This is a genomic window from Streptomyces chartreusis (assembly GCF_008704715.1).
Lineage (GTDB): Bacteria > Actinomycetota > Actinomycetes > Streptomycetales > Streptomycetaceae > Streptomyces > Streptomyces chartreusis.
Genome location: NZ_CP023689.1, coordinates 524,159 through 540,621 on the forward strand (window position 1 = coordinate 524,159; position 16,463 = coordinate 540,621).

16 protein-coding genes are annotated in these 16,463 nt (G+C 70.7%); 7 read left to right on the forward strand and 9 right to left on the reverse strand.

Annotated features, from left to right (window positions below):
- Nucleotides 1-16 precede the first annotated feature (16 nt).
- Genes CP983_RS02175 through CP983_RS02190 form a run of 4 tightly spaced genes read right to left on the reverse strand, consistent with a single transcriptional unit; the run spans nucleotide 17 to nucleotide 5,154 of the window.
- Nucleotides 17-2,086, reverse strand: a complete 2,070-nt coding sequence (locus CP983_RS02175; protein WP_150498299.1) for an alpha-galactosidase — start codon at nucleotides 2,084-2,086, stop codon at nucleotides 17-19.
- Nucleotides 2,083-2,931 carry a carbohydrate ABC transporter permease gene (locus CP983_RS02180; protein WP_125527875.1) on the reverse strand — a complete coding sequence of 283 codons (849 nt, stop codon included), beginning with the start codon at nucleotides 2,929-2,931 and terminating at the stop codon, nucleotides 2,083-2,085. The genes CP983_RS02175 and CP983_RS02180 overlap by 4 nt, the downstream gene beginning before the upstream one ends.
- Entirely contained in the window at nucleotides 2,931-3,866 is a 936-nt protein-coding gene (locus CP983_RS02185; protein ID WP_107910421.1) for a carbohydrate ABC transporter permease, read from the reverse strand. The genes CP983_RS02180 and CP983_RS02185 overlap by 1 nt, the downstream gene beginning before the upstream one ends.
- Nucleotide 3,867: 1 nt before the next feature.
- The gene (locus CP983_RS02190) at nucleotides 3,868-5,154 is read right to left on the reverse strand and encodes an ABC transporter substrate-binding protein (RefSeq protein ID WP_107910419.1); all 1,287 of its coding nucleotides are present in this window, start codon (nucleotides 5,152-5,154) and stop codon (nucleotides 3,868-3,870) included.
- Nucleotides 5,155-5,601: 447 nt separating this feature from the next.
- On the opposite strand from CP983_RS02190, the gene mgrA reads away from it, so the two are divergent.
- The 3 genes from mgrA (at nucleotide 5,602) to CP983_RS02205 (ending at nucleotide 8,522) form a co-directional block, all read left to right on the forward strand.
- Entirely contained in the window at nucleotides 5,602-6,645 is a 1,044-nt protein-coding gene (mgrA, locus tag CP983_RS02195) for an L-glyceraldehyde 3-phosphate reductase (protein ID WP_150498300.1), read from the forward strand.
- A 236-nt stretch (nucleotides 6,646-6,881) separates the two neighbouring features.
- Nucleotides 6,882-8,039 (forward strand): S1 family peptidase, encoded by a 1,158-nt coding sequence (locus tag CP983_RS02200; RefSeq protein ID WP_150498301.1) that lies wholly within the window; start codon nucleotides 6,882-6,884, stop codon nucleotides 8,037-8,039.
- A 159-nt stretch (nucleotides 8,040-8,198) separates the two neighbouring features.
- Nucleotides 8,199-8,522: an antibiotic biosynthesis monooxygenase family protein gene (locus tag CP983_RS02205; protein WP_150498302.1), complete on the forward strand. Its 324-nt coding sequence runs from the start codon at nucleotides 8,199-8,201 to the stop codon at nucleotides 8,520-8,522.
- Between the two features lie 62 nt (nucleotides 8,523-8,584).
- Here the strand turns inward: CP983_RS02205 and CP983_RS02210 are convergent, their stop codons facing one another.
- Together CP983_RS02210 and CP983_RS02215 are read right to left on the reverse strand one after the other, a co-directional pair.
- Complete coding sequence (locus CP983_RS02210; RefSeq protein ID WP_150498303.1) at nucleotides 8,585-9,388, reverse strand: DUF817 domain-containing protein; 804 nt, start codon at nucleotides 9,386-9,388, stop codon at nucleotides 8,585-8,587.
- A gap of 82 nt (nucleotides 9,389-9,470) precedes the next feature.
- Nucleotides 9,471-9,920 carry a hypothetical protein gene (locus tag CP983_RS02215; RefSeq protein ID WP_107910412.1) on the reverse strand — a complete coding sequence of 150 codons (450 nt, stop codon included), beginning with the start codon at nucleotides 9,918-9,920 and terminating at the stop codon, nucleotides 9,471-9,473.
- A gap of 219 nt (nucleotides 9,921-10,139) precedes the next feature.
- Here CP983_RS02215 and CP983_RS02220 point away from each other — a divergent pair, with 219 nt between their 5' ends.
- The 3 genes from CP983_RS02220 to CP983_RS02230 all read left to right on the forward strand — a co-directional run bounded on the left by CP983_RS02220 (nucleotide 10,140) and on the right by CP983_RS02230 (nucleotide 11,958).
- Nucleotides 10,140-10,514 (forward strand): SH3 domain-containing protein, encoded by a 375-nt coding sequence (locus CP983_RS02220; protein WP_150498304.1) that lies wholly within the window; start codon nucleotides 10,140-10,142, stop codon nucleotides 10,512-10,514.
- A 38-nt stretch (nucleotides 10,515-10,552) separates the two neighbouring features.
- The gene (locus tag CP983_RS02225; protein WP_150498305.1) at nucleotides 10,553-10,948 is read left to right on the forward strand and encodes a peptidase M23; all 396 of its coding nucleotides are present in this window, start codon (nucleotides 10,553-10,555) and stop codon (nucleotides 10,946-10,948) included.
- Nucleotides 10,949-11,031: 83 nt separating this feature from the next.
- Entirely contained in the window at nucleotides 11,032-11,958 is a 927-nt protein-coding gene (locus CP983_RS02230) for a GNAT family N-acetyltransferase (protein WP_150498306.1), read from the forward strand.
- A gap of 72 nt (nucleotides 11,959-12,030) precedes the next feature.
- On the opposite strand, the gene CP983_RS02235 is transcribed toward CP983_RS02230, so the two are convergent.
- A complete protein-coding gene (locus tag CP983_RS02235) occupies nucleotides 12,031-12,438 on the reverse strand; it encodes a hypothetical protein (protein WP_189748564.1) in 408 nt (135 codons plus the stop codon).
- Between the two features lie 116 nt (nucleotides 12,439-12,554).
- Entirely contained in the window at nucleotides 12,555-12,728 is a 174-nt protein-coding gene (locus CP983_RS43745; RefSeq protein ID WP_163017227.1) for a hypothetical protein, read from the reverse strand.
- A gap of 241 nt (nucleotides 12,729-12,969) precedes the next feature.
- Here CP983_RS43745 and CP983_RS02240 point away from each other — a divergent pair, with 241 nt between their 5' ends.
- Nucleotides 12,970-14,784, forward strand: a complete 1,815-nt coding sequence (locus tag CP983_RS02240) for an ABC transporter ATP-binding protein (RefSeq protein ID WP_150498308.1) — start codon at nucleotides 12,970-12,972, stop codon at nucleotides 14,782-14,784.
- Between the two features lie 85 nt (nucleotides 14,785-14,869).
- Here CP983_RS02240 and CP983_RS02245 read toward each other — a convergent pair whose 3' ends face one another.
- On the reverse strand, nucleotides 14,870-16,441 hold the full coding sequence (locus CP983_RS02245) for an amidohydrolase (protein ID WP_150498309.1): 1,572 nt from the start codon (nucleotides 16,439-16,441) through the stop codon (nucleotides 14,870-14,872).
- Between the last annotated feature and the right edge of the window lie 22 nt (nucleotides 16,442-16,463).

The following is a 16,463-nucleotide window of genomic DNA, read 5'->3' on the forward strand; positions in this document are numbered from 1 at the left end:
GGGAAACATATGCGGCTCACCCGCGTGTCAGTACCACCAGGTCCGCGTCATGATCGCGACTCCAGGCGAAAGGCAGCCCGTAGTGCAGCAGATGGGCTCCGCTGTACGTCGTTCCGGTCGCCGTGTCCCGATAGTGCGCCGCCGGGTCCAGGCCCCGCAGCCGAAGCCGGTCGGGGCGTCCGGGCACGAGCGGTGCGCCGTCGAGGCGGCCGGTGCTCAGCGCGGCGACGACCGTGCGCGCACCGGCGTCGTACTGGACACCGCAGGTGGCGTCTGCCGGCGAGCCGAGCAGCCGTGCCTCGCCGTGATGGAGTACGTCGCGGACCTCCTTGTAGCGGGCGATCCACCGTGCGGCCTCGGCCCGTTCCTCCGGGGTCCAGGTGCGCAGGTCGGCGCCGATGCCGAGCACTCCGCACATGGCGTTGACGAAGCGGAACGCGAGGCTGCGCGGGCGTGGGTCGAAGACGCCCGGCGCGTCGGTGACCCAGGAGCTCATGACGTGCGGCGCGTGCGCGTGCAGGAAGCCGTGCTGGACGCTCAGCCGGTCCAGCGGGGCGGTGTTGTCGCTGGGCCAGACGACGTCGGTGCGGGCCAGCGTCATGTGGTCGATGCGGGCGCCCCCGCCGGCGCAGCCCTCGACGGTGACGTCGGGGTGGGCGGTGCGCAGGTGGTCCAGGACGCGCAGGTATCCGGCGACGTGCTCGGCGTCGAGGTCGACGTGCCCGGCGCCGGGGCGGCCGCGTTCGGTGGGCGGGCGGTTCATGTCCCACTTGAGGTAGCCGATGGCGTAGCCGCCGAGGAGCCGGTCCAGGGTGCCGATCACGAAGTCCTGGACGTCGGTGCGGCCGAGGTCGAGGAGGAGCTGGTTGCGGACGAGGCGGGCGGGCCGGCCGTCGACGCGGTAGATCCAGTCGGGGCGTTCGGCGTGCAGCCGGCTGCCGGGGCTGACCGATTCGGGCTCGACCCACAGGCCGAAGTCGAGGCCCAGTCCGCGCACTTCCTCGACGAACCGGTCGAAGCCCTGCGGGAAGGCCGCCGGGTCGGGGTACCAGTCGCCGAGTCCGCCGGTGTCGTCGCGGCGGCCGGTGAACCAGCCGTCGTCCACGACGAACAGTTCGGCGCCGATGTCGGCGGCCGTCTTGGCGAGTTCGAGCTGGCCGGCGGCGTCGACGTCGAAGCCGGTGGCCTCCCACGAGTTGTAGAGGACCTTGCGGGTGCGGTGCAGGCGGTCGCCGGAGAGGTGGCGGTCGTAGCGGTGCCAGACCCGGGACAGTCCGTCGAGTCCGTCCGGGCTGAACGCGCAGGCGAGGCGGGGTGTGGTCAGGGTGGCGCCGGGCGCCAGGAGCACGGCTCCCTCGTGCGGGACACGTCCGGCGCGTACCCGGACCGCGCCGCCGGGCTCGGCCTCGGCGGTGATGTGCCAGTTGCCGGGCCACTCCAGGGCGACACCGTAGGCGGGGGCGTCGTCCGTGGCCAGGTCCTGCACCACGAGCCAGGGCACGTAGGCGTGGCCGGGCATGCCCTGGGTGCTGCCCATGGTGAACGTGCCCCGGGTCAGGTCGAGTCGGGTCAGCTGGAACTCCTGGGACCACTGGCCGGTGAGGTAGGTCAGCCGTGCCCCGGTGGTGACGGGCACGTTCACGGCTGCCGAGTCGAGGCGTTCCAGGCGCAGTTCCCGCGAGGCGGTGTGCTCGGTCCAGCGCAGGATCACGTCCGTGCCCGGCACGGTCTCGTAGCAGAGGACCGTGCGCAGCCCGAGGGTCTCGTCCGCGAACGCGAGCCGCAGCTTCCTCTCGGTCTCCTCCGCCCCTTCGAAGTCCCACCAGACGCCCCGCTCGCCGTCCGCACGCTCGACGACGAGGTCGGCGCCGTTGAACGGCCTTAGCCCGTGCGGCAGATACTCGGCGGGGGCGGCGTCGGCGGGAGTGATGAAGTGGGTGCGGTGCGACCAGTCGAGCGCCGACGGTCCGCTCTCCACCCCGTGCGGTCCCCAGGCGTCCAGCTCGGCCCACGGGCCGTCCGGGGACAGCCGCACGGTGTAGCCGGTGTTCTCGGTGCGCAGGGTCCAGCGCTGGTACGACGTCACTTGACTGCTCCGAGGTTCAGGCCGGCCACGAAGTGGCGCTGGAAGCGCAGGAAGACGGCCACGGTGGGGGCGGCGGCGATGACGGAGCCGGCGGCGATCACGTTCCACATGGACACGTACTGGCCCTGGAGGCCGATGAGCGCGGCGGTGATCGGCATCTTGGTGTCGCTGCGCAGCACGGTGATGGCCCACAGCAGGTCGTTGAAGATCCAGGTGAAGGACAGGGCGCTGAGCGCGGCGAGGGCGGGGCGGGTCAGCGGCAGGATGATCCGCCAGAAGATCTGCCAGGGCCCGGCTCCGTCGACGACCGCCGCCTGCTGGATCTCGACGGGGATGGACCGCATGAACCCGTGCAGGACGAAGACGTAGAAGCCGACGCCGAACCCGATCTGCACGCCGATCAGCGCGGGCAGGGTGTCGTAGACGCCCATCATTTCGCTGAGCTTGGAGACGGGGATCAGCAGGATCTGCGGCGGGAGCAGGTTGCCGCCGAGCATGAGCAGCAGCAGGGAGCGGCGCAGGGGCATTTCGTAGCGGCTGAGCGCGAACGCGGCCATCGCGGCCAGGGCCAGCGTCACCAGCACGCAGGGCACGGTGACGATGAGGCTGTTGATGAGGGCGCGCTGCTGGCCGCCGTCGACCCAGGCGAGGCTGAAGTTGTCGAGGGTGAAGGAGTGGGGCCAACTGCCGAGCCCGTTGGCGGCGATGTCGTCGAAGGAGCGCAGGCTGGTCACCACGACCAGGGCGATGGGCAGCAGCCACAGCAGCGCCAGCGCGCCGGCCGAGAGATGGAACCCGGCGGTGGCGGCCCGCTTGCGGCGCACCGCAGTGGAGTTGGCGGACATCAGTCGGCCTCCCGGAAGGCGCGCACGAGGTAGGACGCGATGACGCCGAACGCCAGCAGGAAGATGACGACGGCCAGGGCGGAGCCGTAGCCGAGCCGCAGGGACTGGAAGGCTGTCGAGTACATGTAGGTGCTCAGCAGTTCGGACGAGTGGTAGGGGCCGCCGCGGGTCAGCGACCACACGACGTCGAAGGAGCGCAGCGAGTCGATGATGATGACCGACAGGACGACGGCGTTGACGCTGCGCAGCTGGGGCAGGGTGACGTGGCGGAAGCGCTGCCAGGCGCTCGCGCCGTCGACCTTGGCGGCCTCGTACAGGGCGGGGTCGATGCCCTTGAGGCCGGCGAGGTACAGGACCATCACATAGCCGATCTGGCGCCACAGCGCGGGCACGATGACCGCGTACAGGGCGGTGTCCTGGTCGGCGAGCCAGGCGTGCCGCAGGCTGCCGAGGCCGACGGACTCTAGGAGCTGGTTGAGGACGCCGTCGGGCTGGTAGATGGCCTGCCAGACCAGGGCGGTGGCGACGAGCGAGAACACGACGGGCAGGAAGAGGGCGGCGCGGTAGAAGCCGACGCCGCGCCGCTCCTGCTGGAGCAGCATCGCCGCGGCGAGGCCGAGCAGGGCGGACAGGCCGCCGAACAGCACCAGCCAGAGCACCGTGTGGCCGACGGCGCCCCGGAAGACGTCGTCGCCCGCCATCTCGCGGAAGTTGTCCAGGCCGACGAACCTCGGTGCCGACACACCGTCCCAGCTGGTCAGGGCGAGGTAGAAGCCCTGGAGCGCGGGCCAGAACACCCACACCGCCTCGGCGAGCAGCGGGACGAGGACGAAGGCGAGCACCAGCGGGGGTGTGCGCCGCGGGCCCCGGGCCCGGCCGCCACGGGGCGGCGCCGGGACCGGAGACTTGCGGTGGGGGGCGGTCAGGACGGCCATGTCAGGCGTTCCAGATCTTCTCGGCTTCGCGCTGCCAGTCGGTGAGGATGGACCCGATCTCCTTGGGCTTGGCGAGGAACTTGGTCAGCGCGGTGTCGGCGGTGGGCTGGAGGGCGTCGCTGGAGTCGCGGTTGAAGAACTGGGTGATCTCCGCCGCCTCCTCGATGTGCTTGCGGCCCTTCTGCACCAGCGGGGTGCCGGAGTCCTTGGCGTCGGGGTGGCAGGGCAGGACGGTGCCGGAGGAGCCCTTGATGTAGATCTCCTGGGCCTCGGCGGTGGCGAGGTAGCCCAGCAGGTCGAGCACGCCGTCCTTGCGTCCGGTGCGGGCGCTGGCGAAGTAGCCGTCGGTGGGGGCCTCTTCGGCGAGCGGGACCTTCGGGTCGATGATCGGGAAGCGGAAGAAGTCGATGTCGTCGAGGGCGTCCTTGGGGGCCGCGTCGGCGAAGAAGGTGCCGATCAGCATCATGCCGCTGCGGCCGTTGAGCAGGGCGGTCGTCGCGTCCTGGAAGGCGCCGGCGGTGCCGTTCGGGTCGAAGTACGGCAGCACCTCCTGCCAGCGGTCGAAGACCTTGCGGACCTCGGGGTCGTCGAAGCGGTGCTTCCCGGCGAGCAGTTCACGGTGGTACACGGCGCCGTTGATGCGGATGTCGAGGTAGTCGAACCAGGCCGAGGCGACCCAGGCGGTGTTGCCGCCGGCGCCCAGGCCGATCGGGGCGACGCCCTTGCTCTTGAGCTTGTCGCACAGGTCGAGGAAGTCGTCCCAGCTCTTCGGCTCGCTCACGCCCCACTTGGCGAAGTTGGACTTCCGGTAGAACATGCCCCACCAGTAGTAGGTGGCCGGGACGAAGACCTTCTTGCCGGAGCTCGACGTGCACAGCGAGTGCAGCGCCTTGGAGTAGCCCTTGAGCTCGGAGGAGCCCCAGAGGTCGTCGAGGCCGAGCAGCAGGTCCTTCTTCGCGTAGGCGTCCGCCACCGAGCCGGGGTACCAGGTGTAGACGTCCGGCGGGTTGGCGGAGGTCAGGTACGTCGGCAGCTGGGTGCGGAAGGTCTCGGCGGCGACGGTGTTGAGGCTGACGTCGCCGGTACCCTTCTTGCCGTACGCGGCGACCAGGTCCTCCATCGCCGCCTTGGCCTGCGGCGCCGACACGTTGGACTGGAGGGTGACCGCGCCGTCGGAGGAGGACTTCGAGGACGAGGTCGAGGTGACACAGCCGCTGAGCAGGGCGGCTGTGCCGGTGGCACCGAGTCCGGCGAGGAAACGCCGTCGGCTGGTGTGCGGGTTCGACATGGATGGCTCCCTGTGGATCCCCGCGACGGGTCTGCCCTCCTGACGACAGGGGCCCGCTCGCGGCTGATCCAGGTTCGCGTGGCGCTTCGGCCACGTCAAGATTAATTACTAATTTATTTGAACTGGGTCCCGATGAGGTGCACTCGGCGTGACGCGGGCCGCGCGTGCGGCGGGGCCGTCGGCGTCACGGCGAAGACTGTGGCGCGCGGCTGGAACCCTGTCAATATTAATTACTAATTTAAAGAAACAAGTGTCCTCGCGTGCCCTCCAGACCCTCGCGCTGCCGCGGCCCACGGTCCTGAGGAGTGGCACCACCCGGGATTCAGAAACGGTGTCGCTGAATCCGATGAAAAGGATGCGTTGGACGTCAGAATCAGGCAGGAGCACAGTGAACACGTCCCTCACCCGGACCGAACCACCCCGACTGCACCTTGCGGAGACCTCTCGATGAACCACGTCGCTGATCCCGAGCGCTACAACGGCACCATGCGCTACCGGCGCACCGGACGCTCAGGACTCGACCTGCCCGTGCTGTCCCTGGGGTACTGGCACAACTTCGGTGACGACAAGCCCTTCGAGAGCCAGCGCGAGATCGCCCTGCGCGCCTTCGACCTGGGCATCACCCACCACGACCTCGCCAACAACTACGGCCCGCCGTACGGCGCCGCCGAGATCAACTTCGGCCGGCTGATGAAGCAGGACCTCGCCCCCTACCGGGACGAGATGGTGGTCTCCACCAAGGCCGGCTGGGACATGTGGCCTGGCCCCTACGGCCAGGGCGGCGGCTCCCGCAAGTACGTGCTCGCCTCCCTCGACCAGTCGCTGCGCCGGACCGGGCTGGACTACGTCGACATCTTCTACTCCCACCGGCTCGACGCGAGCACGCCGCTGGAGGAGACGATGGGCGCGCTCGACACCGCCGTACGCCAGGGCAAGGCCCTGTACGTCGGCATCTCCTCGTACGACGCCGAGCGTTCCCGGCAGGCGGCGGCCATCCTGCGGGAGCTGGGCACGCCGCTGCTCATCCACCAGCCGTCGTACAGCATGCTCAACCGCTGGATCGAGACCGAGGGCCTGCTGGACACCGCCGAGCAGGAGGGCTTCGGGGTGATCGGGTTCACCGCGCTGGCCCAGGGGCTGCTGACCGGGCGCTACCTCGACGGTGTCCCGGCCGGCTCGCGAGCCACCCAGGGCAAGTCGTTCGACGAGACCTGGCTGACGGACGACATGCTGCGCCGGCTGCGCGCGCTCAACGACATCGCGGCCCGGCGCGGACAGAGCCTCGCCCAGATGGCGCTGGCCTGGGCGCTGCGCGACCGGCGTGTGACGTCGCTGGTGATCGGTGCCTCGCGCACCGAGCAGCTGGAGCAGAACGTGGCGGCGCTGGAGAACGCCGACTTCAGCGACGAGGAACTCGCCGAGATCGACAAGTACGCCACCGACGGCGGCGTCGACCTGTGGCAGGAGGCCCGGAGGGGCCAGATCGGCTGACGCACCAGCCGCGCACTTCCCTCGCGCACCCCGGACGCCCGACGGCATCCGGGGTGCGCGAGGCGTTTCGGGCGCGCGACACCTTTCAGTGAGCCGTTCCGCCGGAAAATCCGCCGGAATTTTGGTATGGACCTGACACGCCGGTCTGGCTATGCTCTGCCCGAACCCCGATTGAGAGCGCTCTCAGCTTGCGGTTGTTCCACCCCACCTTGTTGGAACGACGAAGGGCAACTCCCTTGAGACGCAGCAGACTCAAGTACGCCGGCGTGGCCGCACTCCTGTTGTTCGGCGGCTTCACCGCGGGCGGCACCGGCCAGGCAGCGGCGGACGACTCCCCCACGGCGACCGACGCACCCGCCTCCGCCGGACTGCTCCAGGCCATGCAGCGCGACTTCGGCCTGTCGAAGGCGCAGGCCGAGAACCGGCTCGCGGCGGAACGCACCGCCACCAACCTCGCACCGAAGGCGCGCAAGGCGGCCGGATCCGCCTACGGCGGCTCCTGGTTCGACGCCAAGAGCGAACGGCTCACGGTGGCCGTGACCTCGGACGCCCCCGCCTCGACCGTCCGGGAGGTCCGGGCCACCGGAGCAACCGTGCGCACCGTCACGCACAGCGCGCGGCAGCTCGACGCCGCCAAGGCACGCATCGACCGGCTCTCCGCACCCGCGGGCGTCAGCAGCTGGCACGTAGACCCGGTGGCGAACACCGTCGTCGTGAACGTCGTCGACGACAAGCAAGCTGACAACGATGTCCGACGCTTCGTCTCCCAGGCACGCGCGACGGGACCCGTCACCGTCGAGACGGTCGCCGGCGCACCGCGCACCTTCGCCGCGGGCACGGTCGGCGGCGACCCGTACTACACCGGCAACGTCCGCTGCTCCATAGGCTTCTCGGTGCACGGCGGCTTCATCACCGCGGGGCACTGCGGGCAGGCGGGCGCCGGTGTCCGGGGCTGGGACGGCAGCTACATCGGGAACTTCCAGGGCTCCTCGTTCCCGGACAACGACTACGCGTGGGTGAACGTCGGCAGCGGCTGGTGGACCGTACCGGTCGTGCTCGGCTGGGGCACGGTCTCGGACCAGCTGGTACGGGGCTCGGCCGAGGCGCCTGTCGGCAGCTCCATCTGCCGGTCCGGCTCCACCACGCACTGGCACTGCGGCGCCGTGCTGGCCAAGAACGAGACGGTCAACTACAGCCAGGGCGCGGTGCACCAGATGACGAAGACCAGCGTCTGCGCCGAACCCGGTGACTCCGGTGGCTCCTTCATCAGCGGCGACCAGGCGCAAGGCGTCACCTCGGGCGGCTGGGGCAACTGCTCCGGCGGCGGTGAGACCTGGTTCCAGCCCGTCAACGAGATCCTCGGCCGCTACGGCCTGACCCTGCACACGGCCTGAGCCGGGGCGGGGAGGGGTGACCCCGGCGCTCCCCCGCCGGGCCGCTCCTCCCCGCCGAGTGACCTCGGTGGCCTTGTGCGGGAGCCGCCGAGCGACCCCGGTCGCCCGATGCACGAGCCGCCGCGTGTCCACCTGCGGCCGTGCGGCAGGATGAGCACCATGAGCGTAGTCAAGATCAACGTACTGACCGTCCCCGCCGAGCAGCGCGAGACGCTGGAGAAGCGCTTCGCCTCCCGTGCGCACGCCGTGGAGGGCTCGGACGGGTTCGAGTGGTTCGAGCTCCTGCGGCCGGTCGAGGGCACCGACACCTACCTCGTCTACACGCGCTGGCGGGACGAGGAGTCCTTCCAGGCGTGGATGGAGGGCCCCATGAAGTCGGCCCACCAGGGCGGTGCCACGGAGGGCGAGCGCCCCAAGCCGGCCGCGAGCGGGTCCACGCTGTGGTCCTTCGAGGTCGTGCAGCAGGCGGGCCCGAAGGGCTAGCACCGCCCGTCGTACCGTGAGTGATGGCGGGGGCCGGGCCACCGCCATTCAGTCCTCCCGGCCTACGAGGCTCCGGCCTTCGCCCGCTCCCGACGCGATCGGGCGACCGCCGCCAGCACGAACGTGACGCTGATCAGCAGGGACCAGGCGCCGAACTTCTCCACGCCCACGGGCTGCCAGCCGTCCATCTGGTACGGGTAGCGCCAGGCGCCCACGTAGGTGGCGAAGTTCTCCGCGACCCACAGGAAGAAGCCGATCAGGACGAACGACAGCGCGAGCGGCATCCGACGGCGTACACCGCGCACGGTGTACCGCACGGAGGTGCCGGCGGTGACGGCCAGCAGCAGTGCGGCCAGCAGCCAGCGCGCGTCGGGCAGCCAGTGGTGGCTGAAGAAGTTGATGTAGATCCCCGCGGCGACCAGTGCCGTCGAGCGGGGCCGGTAACGGACCACCTCCAGGTCGAAGAGCTGCCAGGCCCGGCAGATGTAGCTGCCGACGGCGGCGTACAGGAACCCGCCGTACAACGGGACCCCCGCGAACTTCAGGACGGCCGGCTCCGGATAGCTCCATGAGCCGAGGGACACCTTCACCAGCTCGAACGCCAGGCCGATGACATGGCAGACGGCGATGACGCCGACGTCCCGCCCGTTCTCCCAGCCGCGCAGCCAGAACAGCAGCGTCAGCAGCACGCCGTAGACGACGAGCAGGTCGTAGCGGGCCACGGGCAGACCCGGCAGCAGGGTGGACGCCGCCACGCCGGACATCAGGGCGATGGCGAAGGCGCAGGACCGGGTCTGGAGCCATGCGAACTCGAGGAGCTGGCGCAGCGCCGCGCCCAGAGGGCCGATGATGCCGATGGTGAGCATGATCCGTAGGACGAGCACACGGCCCGGTCGGTTGCCCCCGTTCCCGACCGGGCCGTGCCGGCGCCGCGACGCCCCGCGGCGGTCAGTACCAGTTCGTGTACGCCAGGACGTGCCCGTCGCACGTCAGCAGGGCGCGTGAGACGCGGCCGCTGAGGTTGTTGCCGATCTTCGTGTAGGCGTAGTTGATGCCCGGGTCGACGGTCTCCGAGACCCAGCCGTCCGCGTTCCCCGCCCCGGAGTTCGAACGCTCGATGACGGCGGCGCAGTTGTTGCGGGAGTTGTCGATGCGGGCGTAGGAGCCGCACCTGTCGGAGTAGAAGTACTTCAGGGACATGCCCGAGGCGGTCTTGGTCGGCCCGACCTGCCGGAAGCTTCCGGTGCAGCCGCCGACGGTCGGGTACTGACCCTCGAATCCGTAGGCCCCGTAGTTGCCGCCCGAGAACGGTGCGGCGTCGGCGGCGACCGGGGTGAGCGCCAGCATCGCGGCGGCGCCCGATGCGGCAAGCAGGGTCTGGAGCGTACGGCGGCGCATACGAGCCCTCTTTCATGGGTCGGTGGTGTCGTCGTGACGGTGGTGCCCGCCGTCGTCCGGCTTCGCATTCCTCGTCGTCAGGACCGTAGGGGCCCCTGTCGCCGGAGCGGTACCTGGTAAGTGTCAGGGTCCCCCGTGCAACGGCTTTCCCTAGTGTTCGAGGCGTCGGCGAACCACCCGCCGGAACACTCCGCACAGTCGGAAACAGGGGGAACATCCATGCCCAGTCGCACCATCGCCCGGGCCGCGCTCGTCGGCGTCGGCGCGCTCGCCCTGCTCGGTCCGCTCACCGCGGCGACCGCCGTCGCCGCATCCACCGCGGACCAGGGCGGCGCCCGCATCATGGCCGCGCCATACGCCGTAGTGCCCTACGAGACGGTCAACGTCCGCTCCGGCCCGGCACGCTCCTACGCCAAGGTCGGCAGCGTCGCGGCCAACCAGCCGCGCGGCGCCTACTGCTGGGTGCACGGCGAGACCATCAGCGACCACGGCTACACCAACGACGTGTGGGTCAAGCTCGTCGAGGGCTATGTGAGCGCCGTGTACCTCAAGGGCAACGAGTACGGCGACCTGCCCGCTTCCGCGAACTGCTGACCACCATCACCTTGACCTTCCACGACCGGGGGACACACATGAAGACACAGCTGCGCCGCTGCGCCACCGCTCTGGCGGTGGCCGCGCTCTCCGTCGGCACCCTCGCCGCCACGGCCGAGGCCGCACCGACGGCCGGCAGCTCCGCCGTCGCCGCCGCCAACAACGGCGACCCGACCCTGACCGACGTCTACATCTGGGCGACGGACGTCAACCTGCGCAGCCGGCCGACGACCGACTCGCCGCGGCTCGCGGTCCGTTCGAAGTACTGGCTGGACGCCGTGTGCCAGACCCAGGGCCAGTACGTCAATGACCCCGCTGTCGGCGGCAACAACTGGTGGACCGCCGTGCAGGAGTTCGCCGGCAGCGACATCGCGTGGGTGAACAACCTCTACATCCGGGGCGGCGAGAAGATCGCCGGCGTGCCCGACTGCTGACGAAGGGCACGAGGCAGGGGCAGGGCGGGGCGGCCGGCGAAAATCCGTTGCGGCCGCCTCGCCCTGCCCCGGACCCTGAGGCCATGCCCTACGCCCTTCGTCCGGCCGGCCTCACCGACGCGGCCGCCGTCACCGAACTCCTCAACGAAGTCGACCGGATCGAGATCGGCCGGCCCGAGACCGACCTGCACACCGTCGAGGCCGATCTGAAACGGCCCGACATCGCCCTGGAACGCGACTCCTGGCTCGCCTTCGACGGCGACCGGCTGGTGGCGTACGGCCTGCTGTGGGACGAGTCGGGCGGCGAGCGCGTCGACGTCGACCACTACGTGCTCCCCGATCACCAGCGCGCCGGTGAGCTGATCCTGGACGCGATGGAGGCCCGTGCCCTGGACAAGGCCCGTGAGAACGGTGCGGCCAGGGCGGTGGTGCATCTGCACCTCAACACCGAGCCGACCCTCGACACCGGCCTGATCACGCGCCGCGGCTGGTCCGCCGTACGGCGCTATCACGTGCTGCAACGGCCGCTGGACGCCACCGAGGACCTGGCGCCCGAACCTCCGGCCGGCGTGACACTGCGGGCGTGCACCGACGAGGCCGACCGTACGCGCGTCCACGCGCTGTACCAGTCGAGCTTCGCCGAGCACTTCGACTTCCAGCCGCGCACCTACGAACAGTGGCTGCACGACGTCGACGCGGACACCCTCGACTGGTCCATGGTGTGGCTCGCCGGCACCGAGAAACTCGGCGACGCCGGGTTCCTCATGGCACGCGACGACCGTGAGGCCATGGGCTGGATCCGGAGCATAGGCGTACTGCGCGAGGCGCGCGGCGCGGGGCTCGGCGGCCTGCTGCTGAGGCACGCGTTCGCCGCTTTCGCCGGGCGCGGCCGGGAGACGGTGGGACTCGGCGTGGACACCTCCAACGCCACGGGCGCTCCGGTGTTGTACGAACGGCACGGGATGGCTGTGCACTACGCCGTCGACACGTGGGAGACGGTCCTGAAGTGACGGGGCGGGACCCGGGGCCGATGTGATGCACCGGCTTGCGAGGCCCGCCCGCCAGGTCCGCGCGCCCGCGCGTCAGACCACCGGGTCCGCGTCCATCTCCCGGGCGGGTGCGCGCCGTTGCTCGTATCGGAGCGCGGCGCCCGTGACGATAGCGCCGATGCCCTCCCACAGCCCCACGCCGAGGAAGCCGGACGGTGCCCGGCCGCCGATCACCGCGAGGGTGAAGACCGCGCAGGTCAGCAGGCGGAAGGGCACGGTCCAGCGGAAGAACGCCTTCCAGTCGGAGAGCGCGGCCAGCACGTAGTAGACGCCCATGTTGAGCGCCGCCATGGAGGACGCCGTCAGGAAGACCGTCGTGTGGTCCCCTTCGGCCCGCCGGGAGTCCGGCACGGGCGTGAACCCCATCAGCCCCAGCAGGACGTCCGGGGCGACGAGCCCCACCACACCCAGGCCGGCGGCGAGGGACCCGAACACGGCCATGGTCCAGCCGGACGGCGAGCGGGGCAGAAGTCGCACGAAGTCCTCCACGGGGCAGGGGAGTTGAGCCTCGCACACCCCCGCGAGTGCCGTGCGCCCCGGCCGGGCGTCGAGAGGGGTCAGCGATCCCCCGCGCCCGCTCGCCCACCGCTTCTTCGGGCGTTGTTGTACAGCCGCAGCAGATGCTTCGCGACCGCGCACCGGGCGCTGTCGGCGTGGCACTGCCGGCAGGTTCGCATGTGCTGCTCGTAGTCGGTCTGCGCCTGCTGGAGGGCATCGCCTTGAGACGACATGGAAGTCCTCTGGATGTTCGAAGGAAGGGGGCGGCCGAGCGGGTGCCGCGGTGACGTGAAGCGCACCTGAGAGAAAAGTGGATCATGTTACTTGTGGTACAGGGAAGTCGCGGTTTCGCCTGCCCCGTACGCCCCCCGCACGCTCCCACCGGCCCGGAAAACACTTGGACTGCGCCGCCTCGGTCGCGGGACACTGCGTATTCGACCAGTGACTCTACGTAGTCGAAATTGCAGGGGTGAGATGGGAACGCCTGAAACGCGCAGGGTTCTGCCGGGCAAGCGGTCGGTGCTTCTCGCACTTCGCCACTACGGGCGGGAGTTGACCCGTCTGAAGTGGCTGGCGATGCCGACGATGGCGCTGTCGGCCGTCGGCAACATCGGAATCAACTATGTGGCGCCGCTGATCGTCGCCAAGCTCGTCGGTGAGATCGCCGGCGACGGGGACATCACCGTCGCCTCGACAGTGCCGTACGTCGCCGGCTTCGTCGGTGTGCTGCTGTTCTCTGAAGCGCTGTGGCGTGTGGCGCTGCACTGCCTGAACCGCCTGGACGCTCTGGGCATCGAGCATCTGTACGTGGTCGGAATGGACGAGCTGTTCGCCAAGGACGCCGCGTTCTTCCACGACAACTTCGCCGGGTCGCTGACCAAGCGGGTCCTGAGCTTCGCGTCCCGCTTCGAGTCCTTCGTGGACACGCTGACGTTCCAGATCGTGGGGATGTTCGTGCCGTTGGCCTTCGGCGCGGTGGTGCTGTGGCGCTACGAACCGCTGCTGGTGGTCGGGCTGCTGGTGATGATCACGGTGACGGCGGTGTGCGTGGTGCCGCTGATCCGGCGTCGGCAGGCACTCGTCGACCAGCGGGAGGAGGCGATCGCGCGGGTGTCGGGGCATGTCGCCGACAGCCTGATGAATATGGACACGGTGCGGGCGTTCGCGGCCGAGGGGCTCGAGGCCGCCGAGCACCGCTCCCGGGTCGCCGCGTCCCGTCGGCTCACGCTGCGGTCGTGGGACTACGGCAATCTGCGCATCGACACCTTCGTGGCGCCGATGTCGGTGCTGACGAACGCGCTGGGACTGCTGCTGGCGGTCACGCTCGGCGGGGGCGCGCACGGCGTGGAGGCGATCGTGGTGGCCTTCACCTACTACAGCAACGCGACCCGGATCATGTTCGAGTTCAACCAGATCTACCGTCGGCTGGAGAGCTCGATGACGGAGGCCGCGCAGTTCACCGAACTGCTGCTGACCCCGCCGACCGTGCTCGACCCGCCGTCGCCGGAGCCGCTGTTGACCGACTCCTCCGATGTCCGCTTCGAGAAGGTGACCTTCGCCCACACCACCGGCCGGCCACTGTTCGACGGTCTCGACCTGGCGGTGCCCGCCGGCGCGAAGTTCGGCCTCGTGGGCCGGTCGGGCGGCGGCAAGACCACGCTGACCCGGCTGCTGCTGCGGATGACCGACATCGACGCCGGGCGGATCCTGATCGGCGGTCAGGACATCAGCAGGCTGCGCCAGACGGACCTGCGCGGCCAGATCGCCTACGTCCCGCAGGACCCGGCGATGTTCCACCGCACGCTGCGGGACAACATCGCCTTCGGCCGGCCGGACGCGGACGACGCCGAGATCCGCCGGGCGGCCGAGGCGGCGCATGTCACGGAGTTCGCCGACGCGCTGCCGCTGGGCTTCGACACCATGGTGGGCGAGCGCGGCATCAAGCTGTCGGGCGGTCAGCGCCAGCGGGTCGCGCTGGCGCGGGCGATCCTGCGTGACGCGCCGATCCTGCTGCTCGACGAGGCCACCAGTGCCCTGGACTCGGAGAGCGAGCTCCTCGTGCAGGAGGCGCTGTGGCGGCTCGTGGAGGGGCGGACGGCGCTCGTGGTGGCGCACCGGCTGAGCACGGTCGCCACCATGGACCGGCTCGTCGTGCTCGACCGCGGGCAGATCGTCGAGCAGGGCAGCCACGACGAACTGCTCGCGAGGGACGGCGCCTACGCCAAGCTGTGGCAGCACCAGTCGGGCGGTTTCCTCGACGAGAGCCCGGAGCGGGCCGAGCTGCCCTGAACTCACCATGGGCGTAAGGCTCTTGACGAAGTGCGGCGCCTTCCTGAGGCGCGGACGGCGCCGCACCCCGCGATCGCGTGCCCGCTCAGACCTCGCGGTGCACGACGTGTCCGCCCGTCACGGTGAGACGCACCGGCGCCTCGGCGACCTCGTCGCCGCCCGCGTCGACGGGATCGACGCCCAGCGCGGTCAGATCGGCTCGGAACCCTACGGCGATACGGCCGGCGGCGGACGTCTCGCCGGCCGCGAGGGCCGCGTGCGAGGTGCAGCCCTCAAGTGCCTGGAGACCGGTGAGTCCCGCCCTGGCCGAGGCAGCACCCCGGGGCGCCCGGGCGGTGGCCAGGACCGCACGGGCGTCGAAGTGGGCGATGGGCCAGTCCGAGCCGAGCGCGACGACCGCGCCCGCGTCCCGCAGGTCCCGCAGGCGCCAGGCACGCGAGGCACGCTCCGCGCCCAGCCGCCGGGACCACTCGTCGGACCGGTCGGCCCGGGTGTAACCGGTGTGCGGGGGCTGCATGGAGGCGATGACACCGAGCGGCGCGAACCGGGCCACGGTGTCGTCCGGCACCGACTCCAGGTGTTCCACTCGGTGGACGAGACGGGCGTCCGGTCCGAGCGACTCGACGGTGTCGAGTACGTGGCGCACGGCCGCGTCGCCGATGGCATGGGTCGCCGTCCGCACCCCGGCACGGTGCAGATGGCGTACGGCCTCGCCGTACGCGGCGGGGTCCGGCCAGAAGGCGTCGGTGCCCTGGCCGTGGCAGTCCGGGTGTTCAAGCCAGGCGGTGCCGCCCTCGACGGTTCCGTCCATGAAGAACTTCACCCCGCCCACCCGCCAGTGCCGCCCGGCGCGTTCCTGGAGGGCGACGAGTTCGTCCAGGGCCTCCTTGTCGGCGCCCGGCATGCACCAGGGGGCGAAGCGCAGCCGCAGCGGCAGGACGGTCTCCCGCCCGACGGTGTCGACCAGGTCGAGGTCGCCGAGGTCCATGACGTGGGCTCCGGTGAGCCCGGTCGCCGCCATCGCCGACAGCAACTCGACCAGCCGGGCGCGCCGTTCGGCATGCGAGGCCCGGGGTACGACCGTGCCGACCAGGTCCATCGCGGCGTGCTCGACGAGGTGCCCGGTCAGGCGCCCGTCGGCGTCGGTCGCGAGGTAGGAGCGCTGTGCGAAGGTCCGGGGTCCGGTGACACCGGCCGCCGTCAGGGCGGCGCCGGTGACGAGGGCCGAGTGGCCGTCGTAGAGGCGCAGGAAGGCCGGGGCGTCGCCCAGTACGTCCTCGATCAGGGCCCGGTCGATGGGCCGGCCCTCGAAGGCGTTGTGGTCGAGGCCGTACCCGACGACCCATCCGTCGGTCCGTTCGGCCGTGTCGAGCGCCGCCCGGAGTCCGTCGAGGTCGCGGACCGAGGACAGATCGAGGCCGGTGGCCATCTCCAGGCCCCAGACGGGGTGGCTGTGGCAGTCCACGAGGCCGGGCACGAGGGACGCCCCGGCCAGGTCCACGACCTCGGTGCCGGTTCCGCGCCAGTCCCGTACGTCGGCTTCCTCACCGACGGCGGCGATGAGACCGTCGCGCACGGCCACCGCGGAGGCGTGCGGGCGCTCGGGGTCGAGGGTTCGGACGCGGGCGCCGGTGATGACGAGGTCGGCGGTGGGCATGTGGCTGTTTCTCCTTGATGGT

Excerpts from the sequence above, each read along its gene's own strand:
- CP983_RS02180 (WP_125527875.1), bottom strand. The coding sequence starts at position 2,931 with ATGTCCGCCAACTCCACTGCGGTGCGCCGCAAGCGGGCCGCCACCGCC.
- CP983_RS02185 (WP_107910421.1), bottom strand. The coding sequence starts at position 3,866 with ATGGCCGTCCTGACCGCCCCCCACCGCAAGTCTCCGGTCCCGGCGCCG.
- CP983_RS02190 (WP_107910419.1), bottom strand. The coding sequence starts at position 5,154 with ATGTCGAACCCGCACACCAGCCGACGGCGTTTCCTCGCCGGACTCGGT.
- mgrA (WP_150498300.1), top strand. The coding sequence starts at position 5,602 with ATGAACCACGTCGCTGATCCCGAGCGCTACAACGGCACCATGCGCTAC.
- CP983_RS02205 (WP_150498302.1), top strand. The coding sequence starts at position 8,199 with ATGAGCGTAGTCAAGATCAACGTACTGACCGTCCCCGCCGAGCAGCGC.
- CP983_RS02210 (WP_150498303.1), bottom strand. The coding sequence starts at position 9,388 with ATGCTCACCATCGGCATCATCGGCCCTCTGGGCGCGGCGCTGCGCCAG.
- CP983_RS02215 (WP_107910412.1), bottom strand. The coding sequence starts at position 9,920 with ATGCGCCGCCGTACGCTCCAGACCCTGCTTGCCGCATCGGGCGCCGCC.
- CP983_RS02220 (WP_150498304.1), top strand. The coding sequence starts at position 10,140 with ATGCCCAGTCGCACCATCGCCCGGGCCGCGCTCGTCGGCGTCGGCGCG.
- CP983_RS02225 (WP_150498305.1), top strand. The coding sequence starts at position 10,553 with ATGAAGACACAGCTGCGCCGCTGCGCCACCGCTCTGGCGGTGGCCGCG.
- CP983_RS02230 (WP_150498306.1), top strand. The coding sequence starts at position 11,032 with ATGCCCTACGCCCTTCGTCCGGCCGGCCTCACCGACGCGGCCGCCGTC.
- CP983_RS02235 (WP_189748564.1), bottom strand. The coding sequence starts at position 12,438 with ATGGCCGTGTTCGGGTCCCTCGCCGCCGGCCTGGGTGTGGTGGGGCTC.
- CP983_RS43745 (WP_163017227.1), bottom strand. The coding sequence starts at position 12,728 with ATGTCGTCTCAAGGCGATGCCCTCCAGCAGGCGCAGACCGACTACGAG.
- CP983_RS02240 (WP_150498308.1), top strand. The coding sequence starts at position 12,970 with ATGGGAACGCCTGAAACGCGCAGGGTTCTGCCGGGCAAGCGGTCGGTG.
- CP983_RS02245 (WP_150498309.1), bottom strand. The coding sequence starts at position 16,441 with ATGCCCACCGCCGACCTCGTCATCACCGGCGCCCGCGTCCGAACCCTC.